Origin of the sequence: Pseudomonas sp. R1-43-08 (genome assembly GCF_003852255.1) — a bacterium.
GTDB lineage: Bacteria > Pseudomonadota > Gammaproteobacteria > Pseudomonadales > Pseudomonadaceae > Aquipseudomonas.
Genome location: NZ_CP027734.1, coordinates 2,319,719 through 2,334,697 on the forward strand (window position 1 = coordinate 2,319,719; position 14,979 = coordinate 2,334,697).

At 62.1% G+C, this 14,979-nt stretch carries 15 protein-coding genes; 8 read left to right on the forward strand and 7 right to left on the reverse strand.

The genetic code is table 11. The features are described 5' to 3' along the window. Nucleotide 1: 1 nt before the first annotated feature. On the forward strand, nucleotides 2–880 hold the full coding sequence (locus tag C4J87_RS10650; protein WP_256680039.1) for a sugar phosphate isomerase/epimerase: 879 nt from the start codon (nucleotides 2–4) through the stop codon (nucleotides 878–880). Here C4J87_RS10650 and C4J87_RS10655 read toward each other — a convergent pair. Beyond that, nucleotides 820–1,692, reverse strand: a complete 873-nt coding sequence (locus tag C4J87_RS10655) for an undecaprenyl-diphosphate phosphatase (protein WP_124366731.1) — start codon at nucleotides 1,690–1,692, stop codon at nucleotides 820–822. The two genes, C4J87_RS10650 and C4J87_RS10655, sit on opposite strands and share 61 nt — an antisense overlap. Nucleotides 1,693–1,870: 178 nt before the next feature. Here C4J87_RS10655 and C4J87_RS10660 point away from each other — a divergent pair, with 178 nt between their 5' ends. Beyond that, nucleotides 1,871–2,377: a GNAT family N-acetyltransferase gene (locus C4J87_RS10660; protein ID WP_124366732.1), complete on the forward strand. Its 507-nt coding sequence runs from the start codon at nucleotides 1,871–1,873 to the stop codon at nucleotides 2,375–2,377. Here C4J87_RS10660 and C4J87_RS10665 read toward each other — a convergent pair. Next, nucleotides 2,366–3,328 carry a GlxA family transcriptional regulator gene (locus C4J87_RS10665; RefSeq protein ID WP_124366733.1) on the reverse strand — a complete coding sequence of 321 codons (963 nt, stop codon included), beginning with the start codon at nucleotides 3,326–3,328 and terminating at the stop codon, nucleotides 2,366–2,368. The genes C4J87_RS10660 and C4J87_RS10665 overlap by 12 nt on opposite strands. Before the next feature lie 173 nt (nucleotides 3,329–3,501). Here C4J87_RS10665 and C4J87_RS10670 point away from each other — a divergent pair, with 173 nt between their 5' ends. The 3 genes from C4J87_RS10670 to C4J87_RS10680 all read left to right on the forward strand — a co-directional run bounded on the left by C4J87_RS10670 (nucleotide 3,502) and on the right by C4J87_RS10680 (nucleotide 6,010). Beyond that, nucleotides 3,502–4,131 (forward strand): TetR/AcrR family transcriptional regulator, encoded by a 630-nt coding sequence (locus C4J87_RS10670; protein WP_124366734.1) that lies wholly within the window; start codon nucleotides 3,502–3,504, stop codon nucleotides 4,129–4,131. After that, nucleotides 4,128–4,805, forward strand: a complete 678-nt coding sequence (locus tag C4J87_RS10675) for a type 1 glutamine amidotransferase domain-containing protein (RefSeq protein ID WP_124366735.1) — start codon at nucleotides 4,128–4,130, stop codon at nucleotides 4,803–4,805. The genes C4J87_RS10670 and C4J87_RS10675 overlap by 4 nt, the downstream gene beginning before the upstream one ends. 77 nt (nucleotides 4,806–4,882) lie before the next feature. Next, the gene (locus C4J87_RS10680) at nucleotides 4,883–6,010 is read left to right on the forward strand and encodes an alkene reductase (RefSeq protein ID WP_124366736.1); all 1,128 of its coding nucleotides are present in this window, start codon (nucleotides 4,883–4,885) and stop codon (nucleotides 6,008–6,010) included. 77 nt (nucleotides 6,011–6,087) lie between these two features. On the opposite strand, the gene C4J87_RS10685 is transcribed toward C4J87_RS10680, so the two are convergent. Then, nucleotides 6,088–7,086, reverse strand: a complete 999-nt coding sequence (locus tag C4J87_RS10685; RefSeq protein ID WP_124366737.1) for an NAD(P)H-quinone oxidoreductase — start codon at nucleotides 7,084–7,086, stop codon at nucleotides 6,088–6,090. Between the two features lie 214 nt (nucleotides 7,087–7,300). Between C4J87_RS10685 and C4J87_RS10690 the strand changes: the two genes are divergently transcribed. Next, nucleotides 7,301–7,687 carry a DoxX family protein gene (locus C4J87_RS10690; protein WP_124366738.1) on the forward strand — a complete coding sequence of 129 codons (387 nt, stop codon included), beginning with the start codon at nucleotides 7,301–7,303 and terminating at the stop codon, nucleotides 7,685–7,687. 136 nt (nucleotides 7,688–7,823) lie between these two features. Here C4J87_RS10690 and C4J87_RS10695 read toward each other — a convergent pair whose 3' ends face one another. From C4J87_RS10695 to C4J87_RS10705, 3 genes are all read right to left on the reverse strand, one after another. Next, nucleotides 7,824–8,642, reverse strand: coding sequence for an alpha/beta fold hydrolase (locus C4J87_RS10695; RefSeq protein ID WP_124366739.1), 819 nt, complete (start codon nucleotides 8,640–8,642; stop codon nucleotides 7,824–7,826). Between the two features lie 112 nt (nucleotides 8,643–8,754). Further along, nucleotides 8,755–10,146 (reverse strand): alginate export family protein, encoded by a 1,392-nt coding sequence (locus tag C4J87_RS10700; RefSeq protein ID WP_124366740.1) that lies wholly within the window; start codon nucleotides 10,144–10,146, stop codon nucleotides 8,755–8,757. Next, entirely contained in the window at nucleotides 10,143–11,039 is an 897-nt protein-coding gene (locus C4J87_RS10705) for a VOC family protein (RefSeq protein WP_124366741.1), read from the reverse strand. The genes C4J87_RS10700 and C4J87_RS10705 overlap by 4 nt, the downstream gene beginning before the upstream one ends. Before the next feature lie 147 nt (nucleotides 11,040–11,186). Between C4J87_RS10705 and C4J87_RS10710 the strand changes: the two genes are divergently transcribed. Beyond that, nucleotides 11,187–12,254: an NAD(P)-dependent alcohol dehydrogenase gene (locus C4J87_RS10710; protein WP_124366742.1), complete on the forward strand. Its 1,068-nt coding sequence runs from the start codon at nucleotides 11,187–11,189 to the stop codon at nucleotides 12,252–12,254. Between the two features lie 844 nt (nucleotides 12,255–13,098). Here the strand turns inward: C4J87_RS10710 and C4J87_RS10720 are convergent. After that, entirely contained in the window at nucleotides 13,099–13,671 is a 573-nt protein-coding gene (locus C4J87_RS10720) for a PAS and helix-turn-helix domain-containing protein (RefSeq protein ID WP_124362504.1), read from the reverse strand. Between the two features lie 129 nt (nucleotides 13,672–13,800). On the opposite strand from C4J87_RS10720, the gene C4J87_RS10725 reads away from it, so the two are divergent. After that, entirely contained in the window at nucleotides 13,801–14,979 is a 1,179-nt protein-coding gene (locus tag C4J87_RS10725) for an acetyl-CoA acetyltransferase (protein WP_124366743.1), read from the forward strand.

Sequence of the window (14,979 nt, forward strand, 5' to 3'; positions counted from 1 at the left end):
CATGCGCGAATTTCTGGTATTCCAATCGCTGTGGGCGATGCACACCGAACCCGGCCCGCTCGAGGCGCAGTTGGATCGAATCGCCGCCGCCGGTTTCGATGGCGTCACCGATCACTACTGGAAGGCGGCCGAGGTCGCACGCTTGCACGCGGCCACCGCCGCACGGGGTTTGCAGATCGAAGGCCAGCTGTTTCCGCAATCGGTGGATGACCTGGCGCGGGCACTGGAGGTGATCAGCCGCTACGGCTGTCATCACCTCACCCTGCAAGCTGACGTGCGCCCGCGTACCCAGGCCGAGGCGGGCCGGTTGATTGAAGGCTGGCAACGCCTGGCCGAGCAGGTGGATTTCCCGATCCTGCTGGAAACCCACCGTTATCGCCTGACCAGTGACCTGCTGTTCACCCTCGACCTGCTGGCGCACATGCCTGACCTGAAACTGCTGGCGGACCTGTCCCACTACGTGGTCGGTCGCGAATTGCCCGATCCCGGCGCCGCCGACGACGATGAACAGATACGCACCATCCTGCGCCATAGCTGGGGCTTTCATGGGCGCGTAGCCAGCAGTGAACAGGTGCAGGTCGCGCTGGATTTTGCGCAGCATCAACCCTGGGTGGAACGCTTTCTCGGCTGGTGGCGCTACGGAATCGAGGACTGGTTGGCCCGCCCGAGCACCCCCCAAAGCCTGTCCTTCACCTGCGAACTCGGCCCGCCGCCCTATGCGATCACCGGCGCGGACGGCCGGGAACTCAGTGATCGCTGGGCTGAGGCGCTCACCCTGAAAACCCTGGTTCGCAACCTATGGAAGCAGTGCCTGGACGATCAACTCAGCAGCCCCGTGCTGACCGCCCCAATCAAAAACACCCCGAGCAGCGCGCGGTAGATCACGAACGGCCAGGTGGAGAAGCGTTCCAGAAACTTCATCAGGCCCCAGATCGCGAAAAACGCCGAAATGCTTGCCACCACCAGGCCGAAGAGCAAGTGCGGCCAGGCATGGGCGGGCAGGTCGGCATGCAGCAGCACCCACAGTTCTTTCAGGCCGGCGAGGGCGATGGCGGGCAGGCCCAGCAGGAACGAAAAGCGTGCTGCTTCTTCGCGTTTGAAATTCAGGAACAGCGCGGCGGTCAAGGTCGAGCCCGAGCGCGAGACCCCGGGAATCAACGCGCCGATCTGCGCGATGCCCACGATCAACGCATCACGCAAACGCATTTCGCTCACCTCGCGGGTGTGACGAGCGCGTAGTTCGGCAGCAGCCAGTAACACCGCCATCACCACACAGGCAATACCGATCACCATCAGCCCACGCAGCGGCGAGTTGCAGGTATTCAAGATTGACGACAGCGCCAGGCCGGCGATGCAGATCGGGATGGTCGCCAGCACAATCGCCACCGCCAGCTTGAACCAGCGGTCGTTGTAGTCGCCCCGGCGCACGGCACTGATGCTGCCCGTGGTCACTTGCTGCACATCGCGCCAGAAGTAGCTCACCACCGCCGCCAGCGCCGCCAACTGCATCGCTGCGGAAAACGCCGAGCCAGGGTCTTGCCAGCCAAGCAGGGCCGGCACCACGCGCATGTGCGCGGTGGACGACACCGGCAGCAATTCGGTAATGCCCTGGATCACCCCCAGGATAAAAATCTGCAGGTAATCCAGGGAGGCAAACCCCACATCCAGGCCGGCGGAGCAGACGTTAGTCAAAATACGTGTCCTTGAAAAAAGGGAGAGCCGGCGAAGTTTATTCTAAATGTTTCTGGATTTCGGCCAGGGGCCAGAGCTATTTGCAATCGGTTCAGCCAATAGAAAGGTTGGGCAATGTATTGGCCTTGCCAGCCGATTTGTGAACAATGGCGCCCTGCGTTTTTTCACCGAGAGCCCCATGCCTGAAACCACTGTCGAATTGATCCAGACCGGCCCTGAACACGCCGAGCTGATCCGCAATCTCTACCAGTACTACGCCTATGAGTCTTCGGATTGGGAGCAGGAAGATGTCGAGGCCGATGGCCGTTTCTACATCCACGACGAGCACCTGGCCCGCTATTGGCAAGACCCGCAGTGGAGCGCCAACCTGTTATTGGTCGACGGCTATGTGGCCGGCTTCCTGCTGATCGAAGGCAGCGAACTGCCGGGCATTGATGCCCTGGAGCTGGCCGACCTGTTCATCCTCAAGCGCTACCGCCGCAAAGGCATCGGCCGCGCCATCGCCACCCAGGTGCTGTGCAGCGGCGAGGCCAATTGGCTGGTGCGGTTTTATGACCAGGACGAAGTGTCCCAGGCGTTCTGGCGCACGGTGCTGGATAACCTGCCGCGCCCGGTGCAAACCCTCGAACTCGAGGATGAACCGCACTTGATCAGCTACCTGGTGACCCACGCTTCACTGCATTGAGCGGCCATGGGCCTGGGCGGGGCTGAACAACACCTGCTGCATCGCCTGCGGTGGTTGCCCGAAGGCTCGCAGGAACGCCTGGCGCATGCGCTCGCGATCTCCAAAGCCGGTCTCGCGGGCCACCACTTCGACCGGGTGGCGACTGGTTTCCATCATCGCCCGCGCCGCCTCCACGCGCAGCGCCTCAATGGCCTTGGCCGGCGTTTGCCCGGTTTCTTCGCGAAATACCCGGCTGAACTGGCGCGGGCTGAGACGGGCGACGTCGGCCAGGGCGTCCACCGACAGGTCGTGGGTGAGGTTTTCGCGGGCGTAGGCCAGGGCCAGTTGGACGCGGTCGGACTTGGGGTCCAGTTCCAGCAGGGCCGACAGTTGCGACTGTTCACTGCCGCGCCGTTGTGCGATCACCAGCTTGCGCGCAATGCGCCGGGCCAGGTCGCTGCCCAGGTCGTTCTCGACCATGGCCAGCGCCAGGTCGACCCCGGCGCTCATGCCGGCGCCGGTCCACACCTGGCCATCCACCACAAATAACTTGTCTTCTTCCAGGCGGATATCCGGGTAGCGCTTGCGAAACGCCGGCGCATGGATCCAGTGGGTGGTGGTGCGCTTACCTTCCAGCAACCCGGCTTCGGCCAGCACGAAAATACCCATGCACAGTGAGGCCACGCGGCGCGATTGCGCGGAGGCGGCCTTGACCATCTCCAACAGATTGGCTTCCGGCAGGCGAAACTCCAGGTAGCCGCTGACGATCAGCGTGTCGTAACCCTGCGGCCGAATCGGCGCGGTGTTCACCGAAAAACCCTGGGACGTCATCACCGCGCCGCCGCTCTCCGATACCAGGTGAAACTCATACGCCGGCTCGCCCCGCAGCAGGTTGGCGCACTCGAACACCGAGCCCAGGCTGAGGCTCAAGGACTGGAAATTCGGGTAAACCATCAACGCAACGCTGTGCATCGGAATTCTCCAAGGGGCGCGGGAGAGGCGATTGTCGGCGCGTGCCAGGTAAACGGCAACTGCCTTTGGCCGATGGCCGGAATCCTTGCGCATATGACATTGTGAGCCTGCGCCTGTGGCCCTAACATTCCTCCAACGAACTAGACGACTGGTCTAATCGGCAGGGGCGAAGCATGAACAGCGAAACCAAAAGTGCACGGCAGACCATTCTTGAAAGTGCGCAAGCGATTGTGGGCAGCAAGGGATTTTCCGCGGTGGGATTGAACGAAATACTTCAAGCCGCCGACGTGCCCAAGGGTTCGTTCTATCACTACTTCAGCTCCAAGGACGCCTTCGGGGTGGTGTTGCTCGATACGTATTTCGACAACTACGTGCTCGGCATGCAGCAGTTGTTCAGCCAGGCGGACCTGTCTGCGTACGCCAAGCTGATGCGCTACTGGCAGGCCTGGATCGACAACCACACCGGCTGCACCGACGCCGGAAAATGCCTGGCCGTCAAACTCGGCGCCGAAGTGTCTGACTTGTCAGAGCCGATGCGCCTGGCATTGCAGCGCGGCACTTCACGCACCATCGAGCTGCTCGCCCTGGCGCTGCAGCACGGTGTGCAAGACGGCTCGGTGATGATCGGGCAACCCCCCGAAAGCCTGGCGCGACGCTTGTATGCGTTGTGGCTGGGGACCAGCGTCATGGGCAAGATTACCCGTACCACCGCGCCGTTCGATGAGGCGCTGGGGCTGACCCGGCAGTTGTTGGGCCACCCCGAAAACCCTGTTAATCACAACGATCGAGGCACTGGAAAATGAAAGTATTAATGGTACTGACCTCTCACGACCAGCTTGGCGATACCGGCCGCAAGACCGGCTTCTGGCTCGAAGAGTTTGCCGCTCCCTATTACGCGTTCAAGGACGCCGGTGCTGACGTAGTGCTGGCATCGCCCGCCGGTGGCCAGCCGCCGCTGGACCCGGTCAGCGACCTGCCGGACTTCCAGACCGACCAAACCCGACGCTTCGCCGCCGACCCGGCCGCGCAACAGGCCTTGGCCACCACGGTGAAACTGGACTCGGTCAACGCCGATGACTTCGACACCGTGTTCTACCCAGGTGGCCACGGCCCGCTGTGGGACCTGGCCGAGTCGCCGGTTTCCATCGCGCTGATCGAATCGTTCGAGCGTGCCGGCAAGCCTGTCGGGTTGGTCTGCCATGCACCGGGTGCCTTGCGTCACGTCAAGGCGGTCAACGGCGAACCCTTGATCAAAGGCCGTCGCGTTACCGGGTTCTCCAACTCGGAAGAGGCGGCAGTGGAATTGACCGAGGTGGTGCCCTTCCTGATTGAAGATGAATTCAAGCAGTTGGGTGGCAACTATGAGAAGGGCGCTGACTGGCAGTCTTTCGTGATCGTCGATGGCTTGCTGGTGACGGGGCAGAACCCCGGCAGCTCCAGCGAAGTGGCCAAGGCGCTGCTCAAACTCACCGCTTAATTTAAATAACCGATTGATGCGTTGGCGGCTCGCGAGAGTCGCCAGTGTTTTCGTTCGTCCTGAATTTGGAATATCCCATGGCTCATCCATTGAACACCCCAGTAAAACTGGGACATCACACCTTGAACAACCGCATCGTGTTGCCGCCACTGACGCGCCAGCGCAGTGCCCAACCCGGCGATATCGCCACCGACTTGATGGCCCGCTACTACCGTCAACGCGCCAGCGCCGGTTTCATGGTCAGCGAGGGCACCCAGGTCGAGCCGCGTGGCCAGGGTTACGCGTGGACGCCGGGGATCTACACGCCGGCGCAGATCGACGGCTGGCGCAAGGTCACCGAGGCGGTGCATGCCGAGGGCGGGGTGATCTTCGCCCAGTTGTGGCATGTGGGCCGCGTATCCCATAACGCCTTGCAACCCGACGGCGCCGCGCCGGTCGCGCCGTCGGCGATCCAGGCCGTGCAGGCAAAGGCGTTTATCGAAACCGCGCCGGGTGTCGGCGAGCTGAAACAGCCCCCGGTACCCCGTGCCCTGACGGTGCTGGAGATCGAGGAACTGGTCGGTCACTACGCACAGGCGGCGCGCAATGCACTGGACGCAGGCTTTGACGGGGTGGAGATTCATGGGGCCAACGGCTACCTGGTCAACCAGTTCATCTCGGCCCATTCGAACCAGCGTGAGGATGAATACGGCGGCTCACTGGACAACCGTCTGCGCTTTTTGCGCGAGATCGTCGGAGCTGTCTGCCGCGTGGTGGGGCCGGAGCGCGTGGGCGTACGTTTTTCGCCTTTGTTCAGCGGCACCGACCAAGATCGCGTGTACATCGGCCTGGTGGAAGAAGACCCGCACCACACCTACATCGAAGCGATCAAAGTGCTGGAGCAGTCGGGTATCGCCTATGTCTCCATCGCCGAAGCCGACTGGGATAACGCCCCCGTCCTGCCGCACAGCTTCCGCCAGGCCGTGCGCAGCACCTTCAGCGGGCGCATCATCTACGCCGGTCGCTACACCGATGAACGCGGCGCGCAACTGGTACAGGCAGGGCTGGCGGACCTGATTGCGTTCGGGCGGCCGTTCATTGCCAACCCGGACCTGCCGCAGCGGATTTTCAATGGCTGGCCGTTGAATGCGTTGAAGGCTGAAGGGCTGTATGGCGGGACTGAGGCGGGGTATGTCGATTATCCGGAATATGCCAAACCGGACTGAGCTGAGCGTTACCCCTGTAGGGGAGGGCTTCGCCCTCCAGCGGGAGCAAGCTCCCTCGCCACAGGGGCGTGAAGGGTTTATTCGACGCGCAACACAATCTTGCCGATATGGTCCCCGCCTTCCATGCGGGCGTGGGCCTGGGCGGCGTCGGTGTATTCGTACACCTTGTCGATGATCGGCAGGCAGCGCCCCTGGCTCAGCACCGGCCAGATGTGTTCACGCAACTGCTCGGCAATCGCGGCCTTTTCTTCGCGGGTGCGTGCGCGCAATAGCGAACCGGTGATCACCGCGCGTTTGCCGAGAATGGTCAACAGGTCCACATCATTGGCCTTGCCGCCACCGAGAAAGCCCAGCATCACCAGGTGGCCGTCCATGCCCAAAGCCTTGAGGTTGTTGTTGAGGTAGGAGGCTCCCATGATGTCGAGGATCACATCGACGCCCTGGCCGGCGGTCTTCTCGGCGATGACCTGGGCAAAATCCTCCTCGCGATAATTGATCGGCTGCGCGCCGAGCTTGGCAATTGCCGCGCATTTATCGGCGCTGCCGGCGGTGGCGAAGGCCTGGATACCGAATTCCTGGCAGAGCATCAAGGCGGTGGTGCCGATGCCGCTGGTGCCGCCGTGGATCAAGGCGCGTTCGCCGCTGCAGGCGCCGCCCAGACCGAACAGGTTGGCCCAGACGGTGAAGAAGGTTTCCGGCACGGCAGCGGCCTGAATCCAGTCCATGCCTTCGGGAATCGGCAACGCCTGGCTGGCCGGCACCGCGCAGAACTGCGCATAGCCGCCGCCATTGGTCAGGGCGCAGACCTTATCGCCGAGCGCGTATTGATCCACGCCTTCGCCCAGCGCCACCACTTCACCGGCCACTTCCAGGCCGGGGATCGGGCTCATGCCGGGTTTCATCGGGTACTTGCCAGCCCGCTGCAAGGCGTCGGGGCGGTTGACCCCGGCCGCATGCACGCGAATCAGGATCTCGCCCGGGCCGGCCACCGGTACGTCTGCACGTCGCGGTTGCAGCACTTCGGGGCCGCCGGGGGCGGTGATTTCGATCAGGGTCATTTCTTGAGGCAGGGTCATGAAGGGGTTCCTGTGACGATGAGCGTATGGGTTGGGACCGTGGCGAGCGGTCGACAGTTCAGCCAGATCATGCCCGAGTAGGCAACGTTGAGCTGCACCCTACCGCACGGGTTTGTCAGCGTCGACTGCGTAAGGTCAGCACACGCCTGCAAGCCCATCGTCGCGGCCAGGGCCACACTGGCGGTCGGTCATTTTCGACGGACACAGGTGGCATATGAACGAAACAAAAAAACAGGATGTCGGGCTGTTGTTCCTGCGGGTCAGCGGGGCGCTGTTTTTGCTGTGGGTGCACGGGTTGCCGAAACTGCTCAACTACAGCGACCAGTTGAAGCTGATCGAAGACCCGTTTCACCTGGGCGCGCCGATCACCTTGCTGCTGGCCATATTTGCCGAGGTGCTGTGCCCGCTGCTGATCATCGCGGGGGTGTGGACGCGCCTGGCATGCCTGCCGATCCTGGCGGTGCTGGTGATCGCGCTGCTGGTGGTGCATCCGGAATGGACGCTGTTCGAAGGGCAGTTTGGCTGGCTGTTGATGATTATCTTCAGCAGCATCCTGATTGCGGGGCCGGGGAGTCTGCGGCTGGGGCAGCGATTGGCCTGAATGGTAAAGGGCCGGACAGTAAGGCTTTATGTAGGAGCGAGCTTGCTCGCGAAGAACTCAGGGCCCGCGCGTTTATCCAGAATGAACGCGTTGCCTGGGCGTTTTTCGCGAGCAAGCTCGCTCCTACAGGGGTTACTCAGCGGTTCAGGAAGGCCAGCAGGTCTTCATTGAGCTGCTGGGTGTGGGTGGCGGCAAACCCGTGGGGCGCGTCCTTGTACACCTTCAGCTCGGCGCCCTTGATCATCTTGGCGGCAACTTTGCCAGTGGTTTCGAACGGAACGATCTGATCACCGTCACCGTGGATGACCAGGGTCGGCACGTCGATTTTGGCCATGTCCGGGCGGAAGTCGGTCTGGGAGAACGCGGTGACGCAATCCACGGTGGCTTTCAGCGAGGCTTGCAGCGCGATCTGCAGGGTCTGGGTGAGCACGCCCTCCGAGACTTTCTGGCCCTTGTTGAGGCCAAAGAACGGCGTGTTGAAATCGCTGATGAATTGCGCGCGGTCCTTCAGCAGGCCGGCCTTGATGCCATCGAAGACGTCGTTGGGCACGCCCTGCGGGTAATCGGCTTTCTGCCCGAAGATCGGCGTCACCGCACCCAGCAGTACCAGCCCGGCAACCCGCGCGCTGCCATGGCGCGCAATATAGCGGGCCACATCACCGCCACCCATGGAGAAACCCACCAGGGTCACGTCCGTCAGGTCCAGGTGGTCGATCAACTGGGCGATGTCGTCGGCGAAGGTGTCGTAATCGTTGCCGGTCCACGGCTGGTCCGAGCGACCAAAGCCTCGGCGGTCGAACGCGATCGTGCGAAAGCCACGGCTGCTCAGGTATTCCATCTGGTATTCCCACATGTCGGCATCCAGCGGCCAGCCGTGGCTGAACAGCACGGGTTTGCCGCTGCCCCAGTCCTTGAAGTAGATCTGGGTACCGTCTTTGGCAACGAATGTGCTCATCTGAAACTCCTGTGTCTGCATGAAAAGACTGAGTAAAAAATCCGCCTTGTTACATCGCGAAAAGCCTGCGCCAAAAAACCAAGCCGGGCTTGTATCGGTGTGCTTGCCTCAATTACCAACTGAACTTGAGCTCCATGCCCAGGTAGTTGCTGTCGTGCCCGCCGGCATCACGCAGGGTCTGGCCGACCGCGTAGTGCACGGCTTCGACCGCGCCGGTCAGGTTCGGCGTGAAGGCGTAGTCGGTTCTCAGCTGACCGTAGGCACCGGTCCAGCGTTCACCCTGGCCCGCAGTGCCGGCGACCGGCAGGTTGGGCTGGGTGTAGACCGCATCCGCAGTGGTTTGCCGCCACAGCAGGCCGATGGCGGTTTGCACGCTGAGCTTGGCGATCGGCTTGACGGTGATCGATGGCTTGACGTGAATCAGGTTGCTGTAGCCGGTATAGCCCGCCAGGGAAAAGTAGTAGCCGTTGGGAAACAGCGGGTTGAAGGTGCCGACGGTGCCGTCACCGGTTTTGCGATCGCCCGAGGCGATGTCCAGTTGCAGGCCCAGGCGCGGCTTCCACGCCAGGCTGTCGAAGGTGTAGCCGGTGCGGCTGCCGCCGGCCCAGGCGCGGATATCCTTGCTGCCCACCGAGCCGCCTTGCAGCATGGCTTCGATGTCCCAGTCGAAGCCCTGGGCCGCGCCACCCAGGCGCGCATCGAACAGCTGGCGCGTTTCGTCACCATCGGCGTCCAGATAGTGCGCCGCGCTGCGCTCATACACGCCGTAGTAGGCCGACAGCTCATTCGTGCCGCCCACCAGGCGCTCGACCCGCAGCATATGAAAACGCGCGTCACGGTTGGACTTGTCGTCGAAATGCCGGCCATCCTGGTACTGCACCGGTTGGCTGGCGATCCCGATAAAGCGCCAGTTCGGCGTTTCCCAGTCGGCCCACAACGCATCGAACGACTGCCGCACATTCGGGCCGTCCCGTGACGAAATGAAGCGCTGCAAGTCGAAGGCAAAATCCTGGCGGCCGATACGGCTCTTGAACGTGCCGCTGCTGAAGGTGTTCACGTATTCGGCGAAGGCCAGGCGCAAATCCACGCGATTCTGATCGGCGCCGCCTACCGTGGTTTTGTCATAGGCGCGCACGTCCTCGAGCTGGGTGAACACGCGCCAGTGTTCATTCAAATGCAGGTCGGCATGAACCTGGAAGCGCTGGATCAGGTAGCGATCACGGGCCACGTTTTTCACGCCGAAACCGCTGGCGTCATTCATCTCGAAACGCTCGCGCAAGGTCGCACCCAGGGACAGGTAGGTGAACGGGTTGGCGCCCGACAGCGGGATGTACTTGAGGGTGTCCAGCGGCTGCGTGCGCAGCGCCGGGTCCTTGAGCACCGACCAGTCTTCCTGCCAGCGATTGGCCTTGATCGCCGGGCGGCTCGGTTGATCCTCGGCGTGGACGCTGCCGACGAGCAGCGGCCACAGCACGGCCAGGCTCCAGCCTGTATGACGGATCATTTTTTCGCGGTGAGCTGGTGAATTTCCGCCACATAACCGCCGGGGAATTCGACCACTGCACTGCGCCGGCCTTTGCTGTCGAACACGGGCACCAGCACCTTGGCGCCAGACCCGCTGGCCTTGCCGAGGGTGGCGGCCAGGTCGCTGACCTGATAGCCGGTGGTGTCGTGGCCGAACGGGTAGGGCAGATGGCCATTGGTGACCAGCACCGCCATGCGCCCGAAGGCTGACTCGATCTCGACGCGACGGTACTCGCCGCCCGCTTGGCCGACATCAGCGGCGGGGGCGTGCTTGTCGTCGTTCACTATTTTGCCGTGGGAGAAGCCGAGGAACGCCTTGATAAAGCGCTCGGCGCTGTCATTGGACACATACACGCGGTTCTCCGGAACCGCCTCGAACGCCGCGTAGTCCGGGGCCTTGGTGTGCCAGTAGAGCTGCATGTTGACGCCGCCCGGCCACTGCACCACGGCATCACGGCCGATGGGGTCGGGAAAATCGCTGACGATCACATCGGCGCCATTGTCCCGCGCCGCTTTCAGGGCTACATCCATGTCCTTGACCAGATAGCCGTTGCGTTCCTGGCCGAACGGGTGCGGCACGGGCGTGGTGAAGCCGAACAACGAGACCGTGCCCGCCGGGGTCTGCAGCAATTGCGAAGTGGTGCTGCTCGGCACCGGCAGCACATTCACCACCACCTGGGGCGTGCTCTTGCCGCCGAAGGTGGCCAGGAAGCTCTGGGCGAAACGGTCGACATCGGCCGGCGCCACATACACGTGGCTGGTGTCGTATTGCGGCGCCACGGCGACGCTTGGGGTGGCCGCCAAAGCGCTGTTCATCATGGCGCTTGCCAACAGCGTCAATGCTACGGATACCTTGATTGCTTTGTTATGCATGCCCATTCTCCAGCGCTTCTGCGGGTTCGAAAGCCGTGAGGTTAGGGGGCAGGCGCCATTGGGAATTGTATGGACGTGCTCGGTTGAACGTTTCAGCGGCCAGGCGTGTCCACCGAACTCTTCCGTCAGATCACACAGGTGAACGAAATGGCCAAGACTTACAGCTATGCCGCTCGGGACTCCAAGGATTCGCTCAAGCCCTTTACCTTCGAGCGCCGCGCCCCCGGGGCGGATGACGTACAGATCGAGATTCTTTATTGCGGGGTATGCCATTCCGACCTGCACACCGCCCGCAACGAGTGGAACAACACCCTTTACCCTTCAGTGCCCGGCCATGAAATCGTCGGCCGTGTGACGGCGGTCGGTGCCAATGTGAAGACATTCAAGGTGGGTGACCTGGCGGGTGTCGGCTGCATGGTCGACAGCTGCCAGCAGTGCGCATCCTGTGCCGAGGGCGAGGAGCAGTATTGCGAGAACGGCTTTACCGGCACCTATAACGGCCCGCTGTTCGGTGGCGAGAACACGTACGGCGGCTATTCGGACAACATCGTGGTCAAGCAGCAGTTCGTGCTGCGCATTTCCCACGATGCTTCGAACCTGGCGGCGGTAGCGCCGTTGCTGTGTGCCGGGATTACCACCTATTCGCCGCTGCACCACTGGAAGGTCGGGCCGGGCAAGAAGGTCGGAGTGGTCGGGCTTGGCGGGCTTGGGCATATGGCGGTGAAGATTGCCCACGCCATGGGGGCGCATGTGACGTTGTTCACCACTTCGCCGAACAAGCGTGAAGATGGGCTGCGTTTGGGCGCTGATCAGGTGGTGGTGTCGAAGAATGCCGATGAGATGGCCAAGGTGGTCAACAGCCTGGATTTTATCCTCAATACGGTGGCTGCGCCCCATGACCTTGATGCGTTTATCAGCCTGCTCAAACGTGATGGCACGATGACGCTGGTGGGTGCGCCGGACAGTCCGCATCCGTCGCCTGCGGTGTTTAATTTGATCTTCAAGCGTCGCAGTTTGGCGGGGTCTTTGATTGGTGGGATTCAGGAGACTCAGGAGATGTTGGATTTTTGTGCCAAGCACGGGATTGTTTCGGATGTTGAGATGATTGATATCCAGGGGATTAATGAGGCGTATGAGCGGATGTTGAAGGGGGATGTGAAGTATCGGTTTGTGATTGATATGGAGAGTTTGAAGAAGGAAAGTCAGGTGGCCTGATGACTGCGCTGGGGTGGGGTTGACCGAGTACATATCCGTTATTTATGTCGTGGCGGCTGGCGGTTCCGCTCTTACAGCGGGTCACTTTTGGAAGGACCGGAATGCCGGCCCAGCCAAAAGTAACCAAAAGGTCCTCGCCCCACCACTCGGCACCTCGCCTAGGCTCGGTGTGCCCGAACGCAGGCTTGAATCCGTGGGCCGCCGCCATGCGCCATCCATGGCGCAGGGCGGCTAACCCGGCGTCCTGCCGGGTTACCCACGGATTCAAGCCTGCGTTCGGCCAGCGTGGTTAACGGGGCGACCGGGATCAAGATCAAAAACAAGAGCGACTCGCTTCGCATCGTAGATAGGCAAGAATCAGCGCCGTACTGTGGCGAGGGAGCTTGCTCCCGCTGGGGCGCGAAGCGGCCCTGCTCTTTAAGACTGGGACTGCTACGCAGTCCAGCGGGAGCAAGCTCCCTCGCCACAGGTTATTGATTGGCTGAGCCATTGCGCGCGCTTCACCGACCAGGTCGGCTCTAAGGCCGCCTCGCTTTGCTTTAGATTTTGCTTTTGATCTTAAGCGCCCCGTTAAACCACGCTGGCCGGAATTCGACAGTGATTTGGGGGGTAAACCGGCAGGACGCCGGTTTAGCCGCCCCGCGCCATGGATGGCGCGTGGCGGCGGCCCCGCAAATCACTGTCGGATTACGGGCACACCGAGCGTGAGCGAGGTGCCGAGTGGTGGGGCAAGAGCCCTTTGGTTACTTTGGGGCTTTTCCAAAGTGACCCGCCGTAAGGGCGGAACCCTAAGCAGCCGTTACCGCAGCAACGGATATGTACCCGATCAACTCCAAAACCAACCTCAAGCCACCATGATGATCTTGGACACCAACTCCACCACCGTCTTGGCCTGTAACTTCCTCATCAACCGCGCCCGATGGACCTCCACCGTCCGATGCGAAATTCCCAATCTCAGCGCGATTTCCTTGGATTTGAGCCCATTGACAATGTGCATGGCAATCTCCCGCTCCCGTGGCGTAAGGTCGCCCGTGCCTTGATGGGTGCGGTCCAGCCGTTCGAAGTGCCAGATCATCAACTTGAACGGATCCCTGGGCGTGAGCGTGTAGCCATGGGACCTGGCCCAGAACACCTCGCCGTTGCGATGCTGCATGAAGCGCTCGTCGGAATAAAAACCGCTGTCGCTGTCGAGCAACCACTCATGGCTGCGCTTGCCGATGGCGTGGTAGTCGGCCTGGGACGGGTAAATCAGCAGGGTCAATTGATTGACCAACGTCGCGTGGGTGTAGCCGAACAGGTTCAGGAACGCGTCGTTGCAGTCGATGATCACGCGGTTGCTGGTGACCAGCTGCGGCGCGGGGGACAGCTTGAACGCCAGGCGTTCAAGGTTCTGGAATGGCGGGGTAATCACGGTCATGGGCATCCTGCCTCGTTGTTCAACTGACTGGCGGACTACTTATCCATGTAAGTAGTTACACGAATTGGCCCGCGACCAGAGGTGGGTCATTGTAGGGAAAGTCCGGTTCAAGAACAGAAGAAATTGATTATGCCTGCTGATTGCGTGTCTATCGTTGCCGCTGGTCATTCGCGTTTTGGTCGCTTGGAAGGCACCACGCTGGAAGATCTGATTGTTCAGGTCACATGTGAGGCCTTGAGCGATGCTGCCCTCGATGCGGCGCAGATCGACGCGCTGTTCCTCGGCCATTTCAATGCCGGGCTGGTGCCGGATGGGTTTGCCGCGTCGTTGCTGCTGCAGGCCGACCCCGGGCTGCGCTTCAAGCCGGCCACACGCTGTGAGAACGCCTGTGCATCCGGTTCGGCGGCGATCCAGGCCGGCGTCAATGCGATTCTCTCCGGCAGCGCCGAATTGGTGCTGGTGGTGGGGGCCGAGAAAATGACCCACACCACCACGGCCGCCGTCACCCAGGCGCTGGCCGGCGCCGGTTATCAGAACGATGCGGCCGAAGCCGGCCTGAGTTTCCCGCAGTTGTTCGGCCGCGCCGCTCGCCAATACGCCGAGCGCTACCATTGCCCGCTGGGCTCGATGGCGGCGATTGCCACCAAGAACCACTCCAATGCCATGGCCAACCCGTTGGCGCAGATGCACCGCGAGATGAATTTCGAGCACTGCAATAACGTGTCCCAGAGCAACCCGTTCGTGGCCGAGTCGCTGCGCCTCACCGATTGCTCGCTGATCAGCGATGGCGCTGCGGCGATTGTGCTGGCGTCGCCCAAGCGTGCGCGGGCGTTTCGCCGCGATGTGCAGATTCGCGCGATGACCCAGGTCAACGACACATTGCCCATCGCCCAGCGCGACATCCTGGCGTTTGAAGGCCCGCAGCGGGCGATTCATTCGGCGCTGCGCGGGGCGAATGTGACCCTGGCCGACCTGAGCTTCGCCGAGGTGCATGATTGCTTCACCATCGCCGAACTGCTGATCTACGAAGCCATGGGCCTGGCGCCCAAGGGCGAGGGGCACCGTGTGCTCGACAGCGGCGTGGTGCGTGCGGGCGGGCGTTTGCCGGTGAACCTTTCCGGTGGGCTCAAGGCCAAGGGCCATCCCGTCGGCGCGACCGGCGTCTCGATGCATGCCCTGGCATTCCGGCAATTGACCGGCGAGCCGATTGGTCTGGCGGTGCCCAATGCGGAGTTCGGCCTGGTGTTCAACATGGGCGGCATGGCGGTGGCCAACTACGCTTCGGTCCTGCACGCGCGTCGGTACTGA